Source organism: Nocardiopsis sp. CNT312 (genome assembly GCF_000515115.1).
Taxonomy (GTDB): Bacteria; Actinomycetota; Actinomycetes; order Streptosporangiales; family Streptosporangiaceae; genus Nocardiopsis.
Genome location: NZ_AZXF01000018.1, coordinates 102,951 through 122,002 on the forward strand (window position 1 = coordinate 102,951; position 19,052 = coordinate 122,002).

At 71.4% G+C, this 19,052-nt stretch carries 18 protein-coding genes; 12 read left to right on the plus strand and 6 right to left on the minus strand.

Annotation, left to right across the window (positions count from 1 at the left end; all coding sequences use genetic code 11):
• Positions 1 to 545 precede the first annotated feature (545 nt).
• From B042_RS0109085 to B042_RS0109130, 10 genes are all read left to right on the plus strand, one after another.
• Positions 546 to 1,826 (plus strand): AMP-binding protein, encoded by a 1,281-nt coding sequence (locus tag B042_RS0109085; RefSeq protein WP_231493893.1) that lies wholly within the window; start codon positions 546 to 548, stop codon positions 1,824 to 1,826.
• Positions 1,823 to 2,083: a phosphopantetheine-binding protein gene (locus B042_RS0109090; protein WP_028648026.1), complete on the plus strand. Its 261-nt coding sequence runs from the start codon at positions 1,823 to 1,825 to the stop codon at positions 2,081 to 2,083. The genes B042_RS0109085 and B042_RS0109090 overlap by 4 nt, the downstream gene beginning before the upstream one ends.
• Before the next feature lie 36 nt (positions 2,084 to 2,119).
• Entirely contained in the window at positions 2,120 to 2,497 is a 378-nt protein-coding gene (locus tag B042_RS0109095; protein WP_028648027.1) for an ectoine synthase, read from the plus strand.
• A gap of 15 nt (positions 2,498 to 2,512) precedes the next feature.
• Complete coding sequence (locus B042_RS0109100) at positions 2,513 to 3,676, plus strand: acyl-CoA dehydrogenase family protein (RefSeq protein WP_036554371.1); 1,164 nt, start codon at positions 2,513 to 2,515, stop codon at positions 3,674 to 3,676.
• Positions 3,677 to 3,689: 13 nt separating this feature from the next.
• Positions 3,690 to 4,370: a transglutaminase family protein gene (locus B042_RS0109105; RefSeq protein ID WP_028648029.1), complete on the plus strand. Its 681-nt coding sequence runs from the start codon at positions 3,690 to 3,692 to the stop codon at positions 4,368 to 4,370.
• 11 nt (positions 4,371 to 4,381) lie between these two features.
• Positions 4,382 to 5,338 carry a pseudouridine-5'-phosphate glycosidase gene (locus B042_RS0109110; protein WP_231493894.1) on the plus strand — a complete coding sequence of 319 codons (957 nt, stop codon included), beginning with the start codon at positions 4,382 to 4,384 and terminating at the stop codon, positions 5,336 to 5,338.
• Positions 5,335 to 6,024: an HAD family hydrolase gene (locus tag B042_RS0109115; protein ID WP_028648031.1), complete on the plus strand. Its 690-nt coding sequence runs from the start codon at positions 5,335 to 5,337 to the stop codon at positions 6,022 to 6,024. Before B042_RS0109110 ends, B042_RS0109115 begins: the two co-directional genes overlap by 4 nt.
• Positions 6,021 to 7,418: an MFS transporter gene (locus B042_RS0109120; protein ID WP_028648032.1), complete on the plus strand. Its 1,398-nt coding sequence runs from the start codon at positions 6,021 to 6,023 to the stop codon at positions 7,416 to 7,418. The genes B042_RS0109115 and B042_RS0109120 overlap by 4 nt, the downstream gene beginning before the upstream one ends.
• Positions 7,415 to 8,140 (plus strand): hypothetical protein, encoded by a 726-nt coding sequence (locus B042_RS0109125; protein WP_028648033.1) that lies wholly within the window; start codon positions 7,415 to 7,417, stop codon positions 8,138 to 8,140. The genes B042_RS0109120 and B042_RS0109125 overlap by 4 nt, the downstream gene beginning before the upstream one ends.
• A 443-nt stretch (positions 8,141 to 8,583) precedes the next feature.
• Positions 8,584 to 9,258 (plus strand): haloacid dehalogenase type II, encoded by a 675-nt coding sequence (locus tag B042_RS0109130; RefSeq protein WP_028648034.1) that lies wholly within the window; start codon positions 8,584 to 8,586, stop codon positions 9,256 to 9,258.
• A gap of 209 nt (positions 9,259 to 9,467) precedes the next feature.
• Here B042_RS0109130 and B042_RS0109135 read toward each other — a convergent pair whose 3' ends face one another.
• The 3 genes from B042_RS0109135 to B042_RS0109145 form a co-directional block, all read right to left on the minus strand.
• Positions 9,468 to 10,343: a sulfite exporter TauE/SafE family protein gene (locus B042_RS0109135; RefSeq protein WP_028648035.1), complete on the minus strand. Its 876-nt coding sequence runs from the start codon at positions 10,341 to 10,343 to the stop codon at positions 9,468 to 9,470.
• Positions 10,344 to 10,413: 70 nt separating this feature from the next.
• Positions 10,414 to 11,826 (minus strand): rhodanese-like domain-containing protein, encoded by a 1,413-nt coding sequence (locus B042_RS0109140; RefSeq protein WP_028648036.1) that lies wholly within the window; start codon positions 11,824 to 11,826, stop codon positions 10,414 to 10,416.
• A 185-nt stretch (positions 11,827 to 12,011) separates the two neighbouring features.
• Complete coding sequence (locus tag B042_RS0109145; RefSeq protein WP_028648037.1) at positions 12,012 to 12,584, minus strand: rhodanese-like domain-containing protein; 573 nt, start codon at positions 12,582 to 12,584, stop codon at positions 12,012 to 12,014.
• 1,073 nt (positions 12,585 to 13,657) lie between these two features.
• Between B042_RS0109145 and B042_RS0109150 the strand changes: the two genes are divergently transcribed.
• Together B042_RS0109150 and B042_RS22520 are read left to right on the plus strand one after the other, a co-directional pair.
• On the plus strand, positions 13,658 to 15,013 hold the full coding sequence (locus B042_RS0109150) for an NAD-binding protein (RefSeq protein WP_028648038.1): 1,356 nt from the start codon (positions 13,658 to 13,660) through the stop codon (positions 15,011 to 15,013).
• Positions 15,014 to 15,224: 211 nt separating this feature from the next.
• A complete protein-coding gene (locus B042_RS22520; RefSeq protein ID WP_051415560.1) occupies positions 15,225 to 16,322 on the plus strand; it encodes a thioester reductase domain-containing protein in 1,098 nt (365 codons plus the stop codon).
• 64 nt (positions 16,323 to 16,386) lie between these two features.
• Here B042_RS22520 and B042_RS0109160 read toward each other — a convergent pair whose 3' ends face one another.
• The 3 genes from B042_RS0109160 to B042_RS0109170 form a co-directional block, all read right to left on the minus strand.
• The gene (locus tag B042_RS0109160) at positions 16,387 to 16,944 is read right to left on the minus strand and encodes an EF-hand domain-containing protein (RefSeq protein WP_028648039.1); all 558 of its coding nucleotides are present in this window, start codon (positions 16,942 to 16,944) and stop codon (positions 16,387 to 16,389) included.
• A gap of 99 nt (positions 16,945 to 17,043) precedes the next feature.
• Complete coding sequence (locus B042_RS0109165; RefSeq protein ID WP_028648040.1) at positions 17,044 to 17,856, minus strand: sporulation protein; 813 nt, start codon at positions 17,854 to 17,856, stop codon at positions 17,044 to 17,046.
• 149 nt (positions 17,857 to 18,005) lie between these two features.
• The gene (locus B042_RS0109170) at positions 18,006 to 18,950 is read right to left on the minus strand and encodes an alpha/beta hydrolase (protein WP_028648041.1); all 945 of its coding nucleotides are present in this window, start codon (positions 18,948 to 18,950) and stop codon (positions 18,006 to 18,008) included.
• Positions 18,951 to 19,052 lie beyond the last annotated feature (102 nt).

A 19,052-nucleotide genomic window follows, 5' to 3' on the forward strand; every position in this document is an offset into this window, starting at 1 on the left:
TGTCAGCACGATCTCCTGGCATCCTCCTGCAATGGCACCAAGCTGCCAGAGCAGCACCCCGGCCGTGCTTCCCTCTGCCGCCTCTGGCCGATCAGACTTCCCTGAAATGGGAAAACACTTCCCCGCCCGGGCCTACAGCGGCCCTTACGCCTTCCCCCGGCGCACCTGGTCGGCCGGTGACGCGTTCAAGGACCGCTTGAGCACCCGTCCGCACACGATCGGGGAACCATCCGGGGAAACGAGAATCCCCTGGTCAGGGATTCGATTCCCCACATACGTGGAACCGAGCTCCGAGAATTTTTTTCCGATGGCATTGCCAAGCCGTGGCGATAGTGCCTATGTTCTGCTGTGGACGGACGAAAAAACTTCGTATCCGCCATTCGACTCAGGCAGAACACCGAACCCAGCACTGCACTGAACAGACCGTTCAGCGCGTGAATCTGTGAACGCATACCCCTGGACCCATAACCGAGGAGCCGATAACCGTGGCTACTCCTGCCGTCTGGGCATCGATCCAAGACCACGCCCGCCACCGACCGGAAGCCGTGGCGTTACGGTTCGCCGGTGGAAGCACGACCTACGCGGAACTGGTCGCGGCGGTGCGATCGTCCGTGACCGGCGGCCCTCCCGACGACGTCCGCGTCGTACGCGCCGACCGAGACGGGCGGGCCGTGATCGACGTCCTGTCCGCCCAGACGTTCCGACGTCCCGCACTGCTCATCCCCCACGACGCGGGGGCCGAGTACACCTCCCGGATCAGCCGGGACCTTCGATCCTTCACCCGTGGCTCCGGGCCGCTGCGGAACGCGCACGGCCTGTGGACCACCACCTCCGGTTCGACGGGCCGTCCCAAGATCGTCGCCCACGACCCCGAGGGCATCGACCGCTTCGTCCACTGGGCCCGTACCCGGTTCGCCCTGGGGGCCGACACGGTCTCCCTGAGCCTCTCCCCGATCAACTTCGACATCGCCACTTTGGACGTGTGGGCGGTCCTGGCCTCCGGAGGGCAGGTCGTCTTCGCCTCGCGGGAGGACCTCACCCACGGCCCGGCCCTGGCCGCGGCGGCCCGAACGCACCGCATCAGCCTCCTCCAGGCCGTACCGGTCGTCCTCACCCTCCTCGCCCGTGCCCGAGCCCCCATGCCCCGGGTCCGCACGGTGGTCTCCACAGGTGACTTCTACCCCCTGGAGACCCTGCCCGACCTGGACTCGGCCTTTCCCCGTGCCGGACTGTGGAGCGTCTACGGCAGCACCGAGACCAACGACAGCTTCATCCTGGACCTGCGCCGGGCGACGGCCGGAGAGCTGGGCAACCCCGTCGACGGAGTCCGCTACCGCGTCGACGGAACCGGTGAACTGGTCGTGTCCACCCCTTTCCAGGCACTCGGGTACGTCAACGCACCGAACGACGCGTGGCGCGCCGTACAGGGACGGCGCGAGTTCTCCACGGGCGACCTGGTCGCCACGGACACCGACGGGACGCTGCGCCTCACCGGGCGGAGCGACCGCCAGGTCAAGGTGCGCGGTACGCGTCTGTCCCTCGACGCGGTCGAGGCGGTGCTGCGCCACCAGAGCGGTGTGGTCGACGCCGTGGTCACCGCACGGGGCAGGGGTTCCGGCGACAGGGAGCTCCTCGCGGCCGTACGCGTCGAACCGGGAACCGCCGTGACCAACCTCGCCCTGCGCTCGGCCGTCTCCTCAGCCCTGAGCCCCACCGCTGTGCCCAGCCGGACCTTCCTCACCACGGAGCCCTTTCCGGTGACCGGCACGGGAAAGACCGACCGGAACAGCGCCATCCGACGACTCCTCGAAAGGCAGCCGACATGACCACCGACCTCCGTGACCGCATCCAGGAACGCATCGTGACGGCCCACGCACCGGACCTGGCGGGAGAGCGTATTCCCAGCGACTACGACCTCCTCGCCAACAGTGTCGTCGACAGCCTTTCCCTCCTCGAACTCGTGGAGTGGATCCGATCCTCCTTCGACATCCCCGTCACCGAGATCGAGATCTCTCCCGCGGACTTCCGCACCATCGACGCGATCGCGGATTTCATCACCTCCCACGCCGGGCAGCAGGCCTGATCCGCCCGTTCACGAGACCAGGAGAGAGAAGACGACATGTTCAAGCGTTCCCGTGAGAAGACCGAGAGCGTCGACTGGGGAAACGGAACCAGCGACCGACTACTCGTAGAAGGCGACGGCCTGGGGTTCACCGTCGCGCACACCGTGGTGCGCGCGGGGACCGTCTCCAGGCTCCAGTACGCGAACCACCTGGAGGCGTGCTACTGCATCGCGGGCAGCGGGCTGGTCGAGAGCAGGGACGGCGGTATGCGCATCGACCTCTCCCCCGGCGTCCTCTACGCCTTGGACCAGCACGACCCCCATCTGCTGATCGCCGGCGAGGACGAGGACCTGGAACTCGTCAGCGTGTTCAACCCCCCGCTCCGGGGCGATGAGCGGCACAGCCTCGCACCGACCGAGTTCTCCTCCTACTGACCGGAGGTGCACAGCATGGTGAGTACGACAGCGGCACCGCCGCCAAACAAGGACACGGCGTCCAGCCGAATATGCGAGCGCATCGAAGGGGCCGCACCCGCCATCAACCGGGATCACCTCGAACGGGACCGCGGTGCGGTCTTCTCCCGGGACGCCTGGAAGCGGGTGGCGGACACGGGCCTATTCGGCTCGTGCCTGCCCGAGGACGTCGGCGGGCACGCCTGTTCCCTGACCGACCTCATGCAGATGGCCGAGACCCTCGGCTACACCGTCCGCGACTCCGGGCTGAACTTCAGCGCCGCCACCCACCTCGCCAGTACCGGGTTCGCGCTCAGCGGTTTCGCGGGCCCCGAACTCCAGCGGCGCCACCTTCCGTCCGTGGCCGCCGGGACGTCCATCGGCTGCCACGCCATCACCGAGCCCGAGACCGGATCCGACGTGCTGGCCATGTCCGCCACCGGCCGCCTCGACGGCGACCACATCGAACTGAACGGCCTGAAGACCTATGTCACCAACGGACCGGTCGCCGACCTGGCGGTCGTCTACGTCCGCACCTCCGACACACCCGGACCGCTCGGCCTGAGCGCCGTGCTCGTCCCGAAGGACGCACCCGGTGCGGACTTCGGTCCGCCGCTGGACAAGACCACCCTGCGGACCTCCCCCTTCGGACGGTTGCGCATGACGGGGTGCCGTGTCCCCAGAGCCAACGTCATCGGCGGTGTGGGGACCGGATTCCTGATACTCGACCGCGTGATGACCTGGGAGATCCTGATCGCCTTCGTCATCAACGTGGGCGAGATGCGCCACCGTTTGGACCGGGTCGTGGAACGTGTCGGCGCCCGGCGCCAGTTCGGCCGCCCCCTCTCCGATTTCCAGGAGGTGCGCAACACCGTCGTGGAGATGCACATAGCAACCCAGACCGCTCGCCAGGCCCTCCACTGCGCGGGGGAGGCCGTCTCCGCCGGGCACAGAGCCACCGCGGAGACGGCGGTGGCGAAGATCCTCACGAGCGAGGCCAACATCCGTACCGCCCAGGCCGCGGTCGAACTGTTCGGCGGCGAGGGCGTACTCACCGACACCGGGATGGAGATCGGGGTGCGCGACGCGCTCAGCGGCCCCATCTATTCCGGATCCAACGCCGTGCAGCGGCAGAAGATCGCCAAGGCCCTGGGCCTGTGACCGGAGGACCACCATGACCGAGACCCACACACTGACGGATCCGACCTACTTCCTCGACCACCGGAGTGTCGAGGTGCGCGAGTTCGTCGACCGGGTCCTGCCCGACCAGGACGCTCCACCCCGCGAGATGGCCGTCCGCCTGCACGACGCCGTACGCGACGGCATCCGGTACGAGGTCTACGACGCCGACCTCAGCCGGGAGGGCGTCCGCGCCTCCAGCGTGCTCAGACGCGGCCAGGGGTTCTGTGTCCACAAGTCCATCGTCTACGCGGCCGCCGCCCGCGCGGTGGGCCTCCCCACGCGCCTGGTCTACGGGGACGTGCGCAACCACCTGGCGTCCGAACGCCTTCTCGACCTCATGGGGGACGACCTCTTCACCTTCCACGCCCTGGTGTCGGTACGGATCGACGGCACCTGGATCCGCGCGACCCCCGTCTTCAACACCCTGCTGTGCCGCCTCTACGGCATCCGGCCGCTGGAGTTCGACGGCCGCAACGACAGCTACTACCACCCCTTCGACACCCGGGGCCGACGCCACATGGAGTTCGTCCGGTGGCGCGGAGAGTACGACGACTTCCCCTACGACACCGTGGTCGGCGGTATCGCCGCCAACCATCCCAAACTCGTCGGCCCGGAACTGGTGACCGTCCAAGGGTCGCTGGCCGATGATGCCCGCCGTGAGCGTGGAGAGTGAGAGGAGTGGACATGATCGGAACCGAACGGTCGACCGTCACCATTTCTGACGAGGTCCGCGCGGCCGTCGAGAACGGGGGACCGGTCGTCGCCATGGAGACCTCCGTGGTCGCGGGCGGATCCTACCCGAACAACCTGGAGACCGCCTTGGCGGTGGACCAGTGCGCACGCGAGGAGGGGGCCGTCCCCGCCCGTGTCGCGGTGATCGACGGCGTCCTGCGCGTGGGGGTCGCGGACGCGGAGCTGGAACGCCTCGCCAAAGCGGCGGGCAGCGGGAAGATCAGCACCCGCGACCTGGCGGTCGCCCTGCACGGCGGCCGTACCGGCGGTACCACGGTCTCCTCCAGCCTCATCGGCACGGTCGCCGCGGGGATCAGGGTGTTCGCGGTCGCGGGGATCGGAGGTGTGCACCGGGGCGCCGAGGTCTCCTTCGACGTCTCCGCCGACCTGACCGAGTTCACACGCTCGCCGGTGGCAGTCGTCTGCGCCGGGGCGAAGTCCCTGCTCGACCCCGCCCTGACGCTGGAGTACCTGGAGACCGTGGGGGTGCCCGTCATCGGATACCGTTCCGACGACTTCCCCGGCTACTACACGCGCAGTACGGGACAGCCCGTCCCCCACCGGATCGACGACCTGGGGGACCTGGCCGCGGTCGCGCACCGGCACTGGGAGACGGTCTCCGGCTCCTCCGTCCTGGTCACCCACCCCATCGAGGAGGAGTGGAGCATCGACGCCGAGCTGCTCAACACGATGGTGGAGCAAGCCTTGGACGAGGCCCGGGCGACCGGTGCGAGGGGGCCGGCGCTCACCCCGTTCGTCCTGTCGGCCCTCACCGAAGCGACGGACGGACGCAGTTCCCGGGTCAACCGCGCGGTCCTGGAGTCCACGACCCGCCTGGCCGCCCGGTTCGCGGTGGCGGAGGCCGCCTCCCGTTCCGCCGTGCCCGTGGGGCCGGTGGTGCGGTCATGAGCCGCGTACGCGGTGTTCTCCTGGACCTGGACGGCACGCTGGTGGACTCGCCCTCGGTGATCCTGGCCGCCTTCCACGACGCCTGCGCTCCTCACGGCGCGGTGCCGCTGCCGACCGAGGCCCGCGGCCTCATCGGCAAACCGCTCGACACGATCCTTCCCCGCCTCATCCCGCAGGGGGACGAGGCGGTGTGGGCGGAGGCCAAGGCGCTCTTCCGTGCGTCCTTCGCCCGCCGCAGCCGGGCCGCCGCGTCGTCGCTGGTGTTCCCGGGTATCCGGGACCTGCTGACGGACCTGGCCGCGGAGGGGGTCAGGATCGCGGTGGTCACCAGCAAGATCACCCGGAGCGCCCACGAACTGCTCGAGGCCACGGGGCTGGACCGCCATCCGGACTTGGTGGTCGGGCACGACCTGGCTCCCCGCGGCAAGCCGGCCCCGGACCCCGCACTGCTCGCCGCGAAGTCCCTCGGGCTGGCACCCGGGGAGTGCCTGGTCGTGGGCGACTCCCCCGACGACGTCGCCATGGCGGTCGGTGCCGGGATGGCGGTGGTCGGGGTCGGCTGGGGTGTGGCCGACGCCGACACGCTGCTCTCGGCGGGCGCCGGGTTCGTCGCGGCCACCGTCACCGAACTCGCCGGGCATCTGCACGGTCCGTCCATGGAAACCGCCAGGAAAGTGACTCAATGAACACGGTTCTCAGGTCCACGGGAACTCCCCAGGCGATCGGCGCACTCGCTGTCCTCTGCCTGGCGCAGTTCCTCATCGCACTGGACTACTCGATCATCTACGTCGCCATGCCCAGCGTCGGGGCCGACCTGGGCCTCTCGTCCTCCGTACTCCAATGGATCGTCAGCGCCTACGCCCTCCTGTTCGCCGGCCTCCTGCTGGTGGGGGGACGCGTCTGCGACCGGGTCGGCGCGAAGCGGGTCTTCCTCGTCTCAGTCGTCGTCTTCGGTGCGGCCAGCGCCCTGGGCGGATTCGCCCAAGAAGGTGTCGCCCTTCTGATCAGCCGGGGTGTGCAGGGCCTGTCGGCCGCCTTCCTGCAACCGGCGACCATCGGCCTCATCAGTGCGACCTTCGCGGCCGGTCCGGCCCGGTCCAGGGCCTTGGCCGCCTGGGGTGCGATCGGTGCCTCCGGTCTCGCCGTCGGCGCCGTCCTGGGCGGAGTCCTGACCGAGATCTCATGGCGCTGGACGTTCCTCATCAACGTCCCCCTGACCCTGCTGGCCGCCGCGGGCGGTCTGCTGTGGCTCGTCGCGGCCTCCCGGGGGGAGAGGAGCGGACGTGTCCCCCTGCCCGCCGCGACGGTGGGGACCGGCGCGCTCCTGGCCCTGGTCGTCAGCCTGACACTGGTGGCGGATCCGGAGGCCTCGGGCGTGTACGCCGGGGTCGCGTGTCTGGTAGCGGTGGTCCTGGGCGCGGCCTTCCTCGCCAACGAGATGAAGTCCGACAACGTGATGGTCGACCGGTCACTGCGCCGCACCCGTTCCCTCGGAGCGGGCGTGGTGGCCACCTATCTGTACATGGCCAGCGTGGGGTCGGAGTTCTACCTGGTCACGCTCCTCCTCCAGGAGTTGGAGGGCTTCACGCCGCTCCAGGCGGGACTGGGCTTCCTACCGCTGGCCGTGATGGTGACCCTCGGGAACATGGCCGCGGGCCGCGCGGTTGAACGCGTCGGCGCGGGGACGACCATGACGGCGGGCTTTTTGATCAGCCTCGTCGGCCTGGTGCTGCTCGCCGCCATGCTGGGATCGGGAGCCTACACCACGCACCTGCTGCCCGGCCTGCTGCTGAGCGGGTTCGGCCACGGGGTCATCTACACCTCCATGTTCGTCATCGGAACCAGGGACGTTCCCGAAAGGCACCAGGGCACCGCCGGAGCGCTCATGACCACCTCCCAGTACCTGTCGGCGGCGGTCACGGTGGCCCTGCTGACCATCATCCTGGGCACTGATCCGGCAGGGACGGAGTTCCGGTGGGCGTTCGGCCTCACGGCCGCCTTCGCCGCCGCGGGCATGTTCATCTCCCCGCTGGTCCTGCGCCGCCGGGAAGGGCAGCGAGTCATGGAGGCCCACCGGTGAGGACGAGACTCGGCATACTCGTCATCCACAACGATCCCGTCCCCGAAGCGGAGATCTGGCGTTCGGCCGGACCCGACACGAGTGTGCACACAGCGCGGTTCTGGACACCGCGTCCCTTCGGAACCGAATTCACCGGCCTGGACCTGGCGGAGCTCCTCTCCGGGACCGGGCTGGACACCGCCGTACGCCAGTTGGGCGACCTGGGCGTGCACGCACTGGGTTACTGCTTCACCAGCAGCAGCGTGTTCGGGGGAACGGCGTTCGACACCGCCTTCAGCGCACACGTCGAAGAGCTGTCCGGCGGGGTCCCCACGGTCACGGCGGGCCAGGCCATCCGGGAGGAGCTGGCCGGAGCCGGTGGCGGCGGGATCGCCGTGGTGGCACCGCCGTGGTTCAGCGACGGCACGTTGGAGGCCATCAGCGCCTACGTCCCGGTGCCGGTGCGACAGGTCATCCGCTTCGAGCTGCCGCCGGAGTGGGACGGTATCGCGCGCCCCGACCTCTTCGACCGGGGCGCGCGCTTCGCCGTGGACCAGGCCGAGCTCGAACTCCAGGTTCTACGGCGGCTGGGGCCGGGCATCGGGACCGTGCTCGTCCCCGGCGGCGGCTTCGCCAGCCTCACCGCGGCGGAGCGGCTGCGCAGATCGCGGGGGCTGAGGGTCGTCTCCTCCAACTCCGCCCTCCTGCGGGCCTTGGAGAGACGGGCGGCCCCGATGCCGTGAGACGGCCCGACCGCCGGGGCCACGCCGGACAAGGGCGTAGCGGAGACGGCCCCTCCCGACTCCGCTACGCCACGGCGGTGCCGATCAGGTGCGGTCCTCGCACCCAAGGGCTGTCTCTTGGACGCGGTACCGCACACCAGGGGCGGCGGGGGCACCCACGGGGTTCTGGAGGCCTACCGCGCCGCCAGGCGTCCTGTACGGGCGCTGGCAGGCGGGGAGGCGAGCGGGACACGGCCCAGTCACACCCGGTCTCCGCCGGGCCCCCGACCCGTCAGCCGGGGCCTCCCCCCTTCTCGGCTCGCGGACACCGATCCCTCACCTCCTTCCTTGGTCCACGGGGCCTGGGAGCGCGCCTCCCGCCCTGGCCGCAGCCATGGATTCTTTGCCCACGGCCCCCCTATGGGAACCGGTCAGAACGGGAATCACGGTTCGAGGGAGGTCCCATGTCCACACGCCCAAGCACCGTCGCCTTCGACGTGCTCGAAACCCTGGTGGACCTGGATCCGCTCCGTGCGCGGCTGGAGGAGATCGGCCAGCCCGGACGGTTGCTGGAGCCGTGGTTCATGCGCTTCCAACGCGATTCGATGGCTCTGGCCCTCACCGGGGACTTCGGGGAGTTCGGGTCGGTAGCACGGCAGGCGCTGCGCACCGACACCGGACACACCGCGTCCGAGGAGGCCATCAACCACGTCCTGGAGGGGTTCAGCCGCCTGCCCGCGCACCCCGACGCCGAACCTGCGCTGCGGCGGCTGTCCGAGGCCGGGCTGGGCGTCGGCTGCCTGACCGTCGGCAGCACGGAGAACACGGCGTACTGTCTGGAGCAGGCGGGCCTGACACGCTACGTGGACCGGGTGGTCACCGCGGAGCGGGTCGGCACCTGGAAACCCGCACCCTCCGTCTACCGCGCGGCGGCCGAGGAGCTGGGAACGCCGCCGGGTGCCATGGCGCTGGTCGCGGTGCACGCCTGGGACTGCCATGGGGCCAAACGCGCGGGTTGCCTCGCCGGTTGGTGCGCACGGCTGGAAGGGCGCTACGGCGACGTCTTCACCGCACCCGACGTGACCGGTGCCGATCTCGTCCAGGTCGCCGAACGCCTGTTGGAGCTGTCCGCCGACTGACCGCCCGCACGGACGCCGGGAGCGGCCGGGCCCCGCTCGGCCACCTCATCGAAGCGATCGGGAAGACGGTCCCCGGCACCCGGACCCACCTGCACACCGGCGGCCGGACACCGCATGGTCCTGGACACCGAGCGGGCCGCCGCCAACTGCATCGCGTGGCTGCGCGCGGGCGGCGAGGCCCTAGCGGCTCGGTCGGGGCGTCCGGCCCGCTAGGCGGCCAGCCGCAGGGACGGCGGCAGCGGGCAGTGCGCCCCGGCCAGACGGCACAGCAGGACCAGCCCGGCGGGGACGGCGACGGCGATCGCGACGGCGGGGCCCCAGGGCGCGGGCAGTTCCTGGGCGAGCACGAGGACGCCCATGGCCAGGACGAAGAAGCCGAAGCCCCTCCGCAGTGCGGCCTCGGGGATCCGCGGGGTGAGGAGCGCGCCGAGGAACGATCCCGCGACGGCCGCGATGGTGACCGCTCCGACCAGGGGCCAGTCGAGACTCACCGCCGTCATGTAGCCGCCGAGTCCGGCGAAGGACTTCATGGCGATCACCAGCAGCGAGGTCCCCACGGCGGCCGGCATGCCGAGACCGCCGAGCAGGGCCAGGGCGGGCACGACGAGGAAGCCGCCGCCGGCGCCGACGAGCCCGGTGACCGCCCCGACGGCCAGACCCTCCAGGACGATCTTGGCCGGGGGCAGGTCCGTGCCCCGCGCACCCTCACCGCCTGCCGGGGCCTTCCTCCCCCGGATCATGGCCACGGCGGTGGTGACCATCATGAGCGCGAAGGCGACCATCAGGACGGGTCCGGGAATACGGCCGCCCACAAGGCCGCCCAGGAAGGCGCCGGCCATGCCCGAAGCACCGAAGACCAGACCGGTGCGCCAGCGCACGCTGCCCCGGCGCGCGTGGGTGGAAACGCTGATCAGCGACGTGGTGCCGACGACGAACAGGGAGGCGGCGATGGCCTCCTCCGGGGCCATTCCCGCGACGTAGGCGAGCAGCGGGACCATGAGGATGGACCCGCCCCCTCCGAGCAGTCCGAGCGCGAGCCCCACCACCACGGCGAGGCCCACGACGAGGATCAGGTACAAGTCCATACTTCACTCTTTTCACGGCTGGGATCGCGGCCTGGATCGGCTGTCGACACGGCCGCTGCGGGCGGAGCGCTCAGGCGGTTCCGGCCGCGGAGCCCCGGCCTCGCTCCCACGCGGCCCAGCCGGTGTAGCTGCCGTCGAGTTCGACCACGTCGTATCCGGCGCGGCGCAGGGCGCTGGCCGCGACGGAGTTGCGGGCCCCGGCCTGGCAGTAGCTGACGATGGTGCCTTCGGAGGGCAGTTCGTCGAGGTGCCACAGGACCCGGCCGGCGCTGAGCTGGCGTGAGCCGGGGATGTGTCCCGAGGCGTGCTCGGTCTTGTCGCGCACGTCCAGGACGAGCACGGCACCGGAGGACTCCAGATCCGCAGGGGCGATGACCGGCGGCACGGTCACCGGCAGGCCCTCCAGGGTGGCGGTGTAGCCGCTGACGCGGTCGATGCCCACGCGCAGCAGGTGGTCGCGGACCTCCCGTGCGGTGTCCCCGTCGGGTGCGAAGAGCACCAGCGGGCGGCTCTCGGTCTCCGGGTCGTAGGCCCAGGCCCCGAAGCTCGCGGCCTTGGCGGGCCCGGGGATGTTCAGGGCCCCGGCCACGGTGCCCTGGTGCACCTCGGTGTGGGGCCTGGTGTCGGCGAAGACGACCGCGTCCTCGCGCAGCAGCGCGCTGACCTCGTCCCCCGCGAGTTCGGCCGGTGCCTCCAGCGGTCCCAGAACCGCTGGCCCCTCCTTGTTCTGGCGCTTCATCCGGGCGAAGTAGGCGTGCGCGTCGGGTTGGCCGTCGAGGAGCTCGTCGATGAAGCCCTTCTCGTCCCCGTCCCGCAGGTAGGGGCCCCACCAGGCATTGAGGCGCTCGTATCCGACCGTGGTGGCGGGGAGCGCGCCCAAGGCCTTGCCGCAGGCGCTGCCGGAGCCGTGCCCGGGGTAGACCTGGACGTGGTCGGGCAGGGCCAGGAAGGTGTCGCGCAGGCTGGTGTACAGCAGGCGGGCACCCTCGAAACGGGTGTCCTGGCCGCCCGCGGCCTCGTCGAGCAGATCGGGGCGGCCCAGGTCACCGGCGAAGACGAAGTCGCCGGAGAGCAGGTAGCCCGGGTCCTCGCTGAACGCTCCGTCGGTGACGAGGAACGACAGGTGCTCCGGGGTGTGGCCGGGCGTGTGGAGGGCACGGAAGGTGATGTTGCCGATGGTGATGGCGTCGCCGTGGCGGAGCCGTTCGGCGTCGAACCCGTACTGCCAGTCCTCACCGCCCTCACCGGAGACGTACGCCGTGGCACCCGTGGCCGCGGCGAGCTCCCGGGTTCCGGAGAGGTAGTCGGCGTGGATGTGGGTCTCGGCCACGGCCACGATCCGCGTGTTGTGTGCACGGGCCAGGTCGAGGTACTGGCCGACGTCGCGGCGGGCGTCGACCACGACGGCCTCCCCCCTGGCCTGACAGCCGATGAGGTAGCCGGTCTGGGCGAGGTCGTCGTCGTAGATGCGTTCCAGCAGCATGGTCGCTCCTTGCGGGTGGTGCGCACCCCCTCCCCTGTATACCCCGGGGAGTATCAGACAGAGACAAGAGTGCGCCGGGTGTGCGGTTGTTCGGGGCCGCCACGCGCGGAAAGGGGTGGGGCGGCCCGGCGTGCGCGGCCGGAGGGAGGGGCCGGACCGGTCGTCTGCCTCGGGCTCGGGCCTGCTCAGCGGTCGACGGCGAGCCGGTCGAGGGACGCCCCGACGTCGACGGCGTTGCGCGGCTGGTTGTAGGGCAGCCGGGCCAGCGCCATACCCATGGCGCAGGTGTCGGTGACCGCGGCGAAGGTGAGCCCGGCTCCGATGATCCCGGCGGCCGCCACGGCCGGCGGCCACAGCAGGGAGGCCAGTACGGAGACGAGGACGACGCTTCCGGCGACCAGGCGGACCTGGCGCTCCAGTGCCCACCTCTGCCTGCCGCGCACGACCGGGGCGCCCTGGGCCTCCCAGGCGTTCATCCCGCCACTCATCACGACCGCGCCCCTCAGGCCGGCCGCGGCCAGCCTGTCCTGGCACTGGCGGGCCCGGTTGCCGGACTGGCAGACGAGGACCATGCGCCCTCTGACACCGCTGACGATGCGCTCCAGGTGCCGGTCCACCGCCTGCAACGGCAGGTTGACCGCACCGGCGATGTGGGAGCTCTCGTACTCGGCGGGTGTGCGCACGTCCACCAGCACGGTGTCGGGGTCGGTCTCGACCAGGCCGCGCACGGCCTGCACGTCGATGATGTCGTCGGTCACGGGTCTCCTCAGTGGTAGTACGGCCCCCTCGATACCCCGGGGTGTACCCGGAAGGCGGGGAGGCCCCTTCGATGCGGCACGGGGGATGCATCGACCCCCGTGCCCCCTCATGGATCCTTGCGCCAGGGGGGGTATCCGTAAGCCGTGCTCCACCCCCGGCAGACACCCTGACCCCTGCGCCGAGGCCAGGAACAGCCCCTCCGGTCCAGCCTCGTGATGCCGGGCCCGTCACCGTCCCGACGTGTGGTGGAGCGGTGGCGCATGCCGCTGGCGGCACCCCTCCGTCCCCTCATCACTCGTCAACATACCCCCCGGTGTACCTGTTCCGCCAGTGACGTACGTCATGCAGGCGCACACCCCGGTTTCCGGGCCCCTGGAACCGGACCGGGCCATTGGCCGTCCGTGAGGACGGCGGAGAGGGGCCCAGGCCAACGCTCCGCGGTCTGCGGCGGGGGAGGGGGACCCGGATGGCGGTGCGTGGCTTTGGCCTCGCCTGGTGCGCGGGGTGCGGGGCCAGCACCGACCCGGACCTGCCGAGCGAGGCACCCGCACACGCCCACCTGGTCACCGCCGCGCAGTGCCCCGGCATCGCGGCACAGGAGACGTACCGCTCCCCCGACGCGGGGTCGGCGACCACCTGGCGCCCCTGCCCGGGACGGCCGGACACTGGACGGGCGAGCGGGTGTCGGCCCTGACCACGGGCGGCTGAGGCCCGCGCACCCCGTCCCGGCCTCCGCGTGCGGTCCGGGTCTCCGGCGTCCGCGACCCCACCCCGCAGCCGCCGCCGACCGCACCGGTCTCTACACTGGTATCCCACAACGGGTACCATGCCCCGTTTTCTCGAGTTAGCGCTGCCTCCTCCCCCGCAGCGGCCCCGAGGGCCACCCACCCCCCTCGAACCCACGACCGCGGCACCGACCGGGTCCGGACCGACCCCGCTATCGCGGAGACTCAACCGCGCCCGGTTCATCCGATCATCCCGGCACCGGCGACCGGTCATCCGATTCATCATCCGCCCCTCCGCCCACCGAAGGGACCGGGCCCCCACGCCCGACCACACGATGAACCGACCCATGGATCAGACCAGCCCCCGCGTCCGACACCGCTCCTTCGTCGTCATCGGCGACACCAATCCCGCACGCGGGGTGTGCGCGTCACTACGCGAGGACGGCTTCAGCGTCCGGCACCTGGCCCGCCCCAACGACGAGGAGCTGCGCGCGGCGATGGCGACCCCCCGCGACGCCGTGGCGGTCCTGTTGCACGAGGACGCCGCCGCGCTGCGGTACGCGCTCGCGGTCGCCCACATGTCCCCCGACGTCCCCATCACCGTGACGATCTTCGACCGGACCGTGGCCGACGAACTGCTCCGGCTGCTGCCGCAGTGCCACGTCACCTCCCCCGCCGACCTGGCCGCCCCCGCGCTGGCCGGACCGTGCACCGACGCCGACATCGCCGCGCTGCGCGGGGAGGCGTCCGGGGCCGAGGCGGTGCGGGTGGACGGGGAGGGCGTCCCGCGCACCGTGGGCTGGTCGCGCGGGCGCGCGGGCTGGCGGTCCTGGTGGGGCCGGGTGGCCGGACAGCTCCGCTCCTACGACGAGGGCACCAGGCTCATGCTCGGCGGCCTGGCCGGGATCACGGCGGCACTGCTGTGCGACTGGCTGTGGCTGCTCAACCTCGGCCACCCACCGGCCGAGGCCTTCTTCGACGCGGCCCGGGTCGTCTCCGCCGTCGGCCCTGCGGACGCGGGCCACCACTCGACCGCCTACCAGGTGGTCGCCGGCCTGCTCATGCTCGGCACCATCGTCTTCACCGCCGTGTTCACCGCGGGCCTGATCGAGCGCCTGCTCGGCCCCCGGCTGGTGGGTCTCATCGGGACCCGTACCGTCCCCCGGTTCGGCCACGTCATCGTCGTCGGGGTGGGGCAGGTCGGGCTGCGGCTGTGCTGCGAGCTGCGGAGCCTGGGCATCCCCGTCGTGGGGGTGGAGCGGGACCCCCGCGCACCGAACGTCCGGATCGCCCGGTCCCTGGGCATCCCGGTCCTGGCCGGGGACGGCGGCGACCGGGCCGTCCTGGAACGGCTGCACCTGCGTCGGGCCCGGGCCCTGGCGGCCGTGGGCTCGGACGACCTCGACAACATCGCCGTGTCCATCGCCGCGCAGGGCGTATCCCCCGGTACCAGGGTCGTCATCCGGGCGGGCGAGCACGAGGCGATCGCCGAGACCCGCTCGCTCCTGCCCCTGGGCACGATCCGCGACGTGACCAGCCTGTGCACCGCCTACGTCCTGGCCCGGCTCACGGGGATGGACGCCACCGGTGTGGTCGAGCACCGGGACGAGGTGTCCGTGCGCCTGTCCGACGGCACCTTCGAGCCCTGGCCGTTGGCCACCCGCCGCGACTGCGCGCACGTGGACACCGCGGTCCCGGCCTGAACGGGGCCGTCCGCCCGGCGGTCACCGACCGTGTCCGGAGGACCCGACACGGTGCGCTGCGTCGTCTTCGGATACGGCGGCCGAGACGGCGACGGCCGCACCGACGCGGCGGACCGGGGACACGTTCGCGCGCCCTTCGTGCCCGCTGGCGCGTCCCCGGATTCAGCCATTTCCCGGACACCCCCGGTGCCGGAGTCCTAACCTGGGGAATATGGGCGATCACGTACTGTTGACCGGCGCGACCGGGTTCCTGGGCGGCTACCTGGCGGGCGAACTGCTCACCCGCACCTCCGCGACCATCCACTGCCTGGTGCGGGGACGCAGCGGAGGCGGCGGTGAGGCGCGGCTGCTCGCCGGGCTGCGGAGGGTCGGCACCGAGGCCGACGGACGCGTGCGGATGGTGCACGGGAACCTGCGCAAGCCCCGTCTGGGGCTGTCGGACCGGGAGTACGCGCGGCTGGCCGAACGGATCGGTGCGGTGTACCACTGCGCGGCCTCGGTCAACCTCGCCGCGCACCGCGACAGGCTCGCTCCGACCAACGTGGACGGCACCCGGGCGGTGCTCGCGCTGGCCGGCCACGGGGGGCGGCGCACCCCGGTGCACCTGGTCTCCACCCAGGGTGTGTTCATCGCCGCCCGCGCCGCAGGGGCTGCGGTCATCGCCGAGGACACCCCGGTCCCCTCAGCCTACGCGGGTACCATCGGCTACACGCAGACCAAGTGGGAGGCCGAGGAGGCGGCACGGGCCGCCGACGTACCGGTGGCCGTGTACCGCCCGGGGGTCGTCCTGGGCCACAGCACGACCGGCCACTGCTCCGACAACGACTTCCTGGCCCGCCTACTGCGGGCGGTGGTCCGGGTGGGTGCGGCCCCGGACTGCGAGGGCGACATCACGGTGAGTCCGGTCGACTACGTGGCCCGTGCCATCGTCGACCTCTCGCAGCGGCCCGACGCGCCGGGCCGGACCTTCCACACCACCCACCCCGAACACCTGGCCTTCCGCGAGGTCTTCGACCACGCGCGGGCGCTAGGCTATCCGCTGCGCGCGTGCTCCCTGGAGGAGTGGCACGGCCTGCTCCGCGACGACATCGGCTCCTCAGACTCCTTCGTCATGCTGGCGCTGTGGAAGGTGGTCGACCACCTCCTCGCCACCCGGCCGGAGTACCGGATCCCCAGGATCGACAGTTCGGCCACGCTGGCCCGGACCGGTGCCGCGCCCCCTTGGCCGGACCGCGACTTCTTCGGCCGCACCATCGACCACCTGGCGGGCAGGGAGGTCCTGCCTCCGCTGCCGCTGGCCCGTGCCTGAACGGTCCGGGCCACGGGTGCGGGGCGGCCGCCGGGGCCGCCCCGAACCCGCCCGCGGCGGAAGGTCAGTCGACCCGGCCGAAGAACCAGTTGCCGACCGCCGCCTCGTCGGTGCCGGTGTAGAACTGGCGGGCGTTCTCGACGAGCTCGTCCACGCTGAGCGTGCCGTCGCCGTCGGAGTCCAGGCGGGCGAAGGACAGTTCGGCGTCCTCGGGTGAGGTTCCGAACGCCCGCTGGAAGCGCCGCCACTCGTCCGGGTTCACGGAGCCGTCCTCGTCGGTGTCGACCATGGCCAGCGCCCCCAGCACGGCGGGCCGGAAACAGCGGTCGAAGCCGCCCTCCTGCTCCGCGAAGGCGCTCACCATGCCCTGGCGCCATTCCAGGGGGCTGATACGGCGGTCGCCGTCGAGGTCGATGGCGGCCAGCAGGGCCTGCCAGAAGGTCTCGAAGCCGTCGATCAGCGCCCCGCCCTTAGAGGTGCCAGGAGCTTCCCCGAACAGGTCCATGAGCCGTGCGGCCAGGGCGGTGAGGTCGTCGTGCTCGGCGTAACCGTTGCGGTCGACATCCAGGTGGAAGAAGGCGTGGTCCAAGCGGCGCTCACGATGCGTACTGTATGCGGTCATGGCATCACGTTAGGACACCGTTCCGCCCCTGTCCGGCGATTACGTGAATTCGCCCGCGGGCCGGGGTCCCGCGGCGGGGAACCCGGCCCGACGGTGCGATCAGAACAGGCTGCGCTCGCCTGCGACGGCGTCGATCCACTCGTGCAGCTGACCCGCGATCTCCTCGATGTCCAGGCTCTCGTGGTCGATGGTCAGGCGCAGGAGGGTGTCGCCGCCCTCGCTGAACAGGATGCCGGGCTTCTTGTCCAGCTCCAGCACGATGTCGGCACCGTCCTCGTCGGTGAAGAAGGTGAGCTCCAGCGAGTTCAGGCCCTCGTACTGTCCGGCGGCACCGTACTCGAACTCCTGGTAGAAGGGGAGCTTCTGGCGGGTGCCGGCGATCTTGCCCTTCTCCAGGTCGACGCTCTTGAGCTCGAAGCCCAGGGCGGCGACCGCCTCCAGGACGGCGGCGTGGACCGGCAGGGGCTCGATGGCCAGCGGGTCGACGTCGGTACGGTCCAGGGCCTTGTCCACGTGCAAGCGGGTGTTGACACCCACGCCCTTCTGGAGGATCTCACCGTTCACGGCGGTCAGGGGCGCCTCCAAGGGGATGGTCAGCTCGAAGGCGAGCTCGAACTCCTGCTCGGGCTCCAGCTCGAACTCCTCGTCACTGACGACCTGGTCGGCGACGACGACGTCGATGGTGTACTCCCCCGACTGCTCCTCACCCTCCTCGTCGGTGTAGGTGTACTCCTTCTCCACCGTGGCCCGCAGGCCGACGCTGATGCCCTCGACGGTCTGGGCGACGCTGCCGCCGGTGACTTTGAGGGTCCCGGTGACGGTGCCGCCGGGCTGGACGTTCTCGCTGTCCAGGGTGGTCTCCACAGTGGCCCCGCCGATGCCGACACTGGCGAGCATGCGCTTGAAGATCACAGCGTCTCTTTCCTCAGGCCCCTGCCCCGAGGCGCCGGGAGGGGGCAGTGAACCGGTACGTGAGGGTGGGTTCCGGCGCCGTGTCTCCTAGGACGCAGCTTTCGCGGGACCGGTTGCCACTCCCGGACATTCCTAGGCTTTTGCCCCGATCAATCCTTCTTGCCGGGAAAAAGTGCGGCGCGCAGTGCGCGCTCCTGTGTCCGGTGGAACTCGTGCGCGAGCGCCGTGCCACGGAAGGCGGCGTCGAACCCGTGGAAGGCGCCCTGGACGATGGTGACCGCGCAGTCGACCCCCGCCGCGCGCAGGCGCTCGGCGTAGGCCAGGTCCTCGTCGTGGAACAGGTCCACGTCGCCCACCCCGATCCACGCCGGGGGCAGGCCGGACAGGTCCTGCCGCCGCGCGGGCGCCGCGTAGGGGGAGACGTCCCCCCCTCCGGGTTCGCGGCCCAGGTAGGCGCTCCAGGCGTACCGGTTGCTGGCGGGCGTCCACACGCGCACGTCGCGCGCACCGATATCGGTCCGCAGCGCCGTGCGGTCGTCCAGCATCGGGTAGACGAGCAGTTGGAAGACCGGGGTCGGCCCGCCCCGGTCGTGGCAGGCCAGGGCGAGCGCCGCCGTGAGGCCGCCGCCCGCGCTGGCCCCGCCGATCGCGACGCGCTCCGGGTCGACGCCCAGTTCTTCGGCGTGCTCACACACCCAGGACAGGGCCGCGTACACGTCCTCCAGAGCGGCCGGAGCCGGGTGCTGCGGGGCGAGGCGGTAGCCGACGGAGACGACGGTGATCCCCAGTTCGCGGGCGAAGGCGGCACTGCCCGCCTCGTCCTGGACGGGACTGCCGATCAGAAAACCGCCGCCGTGGATCCACAGCAGTGCGGGAGCCCTGCCGTCCAGGCCCCTGGGCCGGTAGAGGCGGAGGCGGACCGGCGGGGCGCCCTCGGGGCCGGGGGCGGTGCGCTCCTCGATCCGCACGTCCTCGGGCGCCTTCGGCGGGCGCATCCGCGCGGAGAGCCGCCGGACCGGCCGCGCGAGCGCCGCGTTGAAGGACACGGACGGCAGGAACCGGGCGCGGGCCAGTTCCGGGTGCAGGTCCGGCATGGGTACTCCTCGCGGGGCCGGTGGAACACTGTAGGGGGAGATCCTCGCACGACCGGGGCGGTCGACGGCAGGGGTGTTCGACCGATACCCGCTGGCGACGGC

Excerpts from the sequence above, each read along its gene's own strand:
- B042_RS0109100 (WP_036554371.1), top strand. The coding sequence starts at position 2,513 with ATGGTGAGTACGACAGCGGCACCGCCGCCAAACAAGGACACGGCGTCC.
- B042_RS0109110 (WP_231493894.1), top strand. The coding sequence starts at position 4,382 with ATGATCGGAACCGAACGGTCGACCGTCACCATTTCTGACGAGGTCCGC.
- B042_RS0109095 (WP_028648027.1), top strand. The coding sequence starts at position 2,120 with ATGTTCAAGCGTTCCCGTGAGAAGACCGAGAGCGTCGACTGGGGAAAC.
- B042_RS22520 (WP_051415560.1), top strand. The coding sequence starts at position 15,225 with ATGGGCGATCACGTACTGTTGACCGGCGCGACCGGGTTCCTGGGCGGC.
- B042_RS0109115 (WP_028648031.1), top strand. The coding sequence starts at position 5,335 with ATGAGCCGCGTACGCGGTGTTCTCCTGGACCTGGACGGCACGCTGGTG.
- B042_RS0109090 (WP_028648026.1), top strand. The coding sequence starts at position 1,823 with ATGACCACCGACCTCCGTGACCGCATCCAGGAACGCATCGTGACGGCC.
- B042_RS0109170 (WP_028648041.1), bottom strand. The coding sequence starts at position 18,950 with ATGCCGGACCTGCACCCGGAACTGGCCCGCGCCCGGTTCCTGCCGTCC.
- B042_RS0109150 (WP_028648038.1), top strand. The coding sequence starts at position 13,658 with ATGGATCAGACCAGCCCCCGCGTCCGACACCGCTCCTTCGTCGTCATC.
- B042_RS0109160 (WP_028648039.1), bottom strand. The coding sequence starts at position 16,944 with ATGACCGCATACAGTACGCATCGTGAGCGCCGCTTGGACCACGCCTTC.
- B042_RS0109135 (WP_028648035.1), bottom strand. The coding sequence starts at position 10,343 with ATGGACTTGTACCTGATCCTCGTCGTGGGCCTCGCCGTGGTGGTGGGG.
- B042_RS0109140 (WP_028648036.1), bottom strand. The coding sequence starts at position 11,826 with ATGCTGCTGGAACGCATCTACGACGACGACCTCGCCCAGACCGGCTAC.
- B042_RS0109130 (WP_028648034.1), top strand. The coding sequence starts at position 8,584 with ATGTCCACACGCCCAAGCACCGTCGCCTTCGACGTGCTCGAAACCCTG.
- B042_RS0109120 (WP_028648032.1), top strand. The coding sequence starts at position 6,021 with ATGAACACGGTTCTCAGGTCCACGGGAACTCCCCAGGCGATCGGCGCA.
- B042_RS0109105 (WP_028648029.1), top strand. The coding sequence starts at position 3,690 with ATGACCGAGACCCACACACTGACGGATCCGACCTACTTCCTCGACCAC.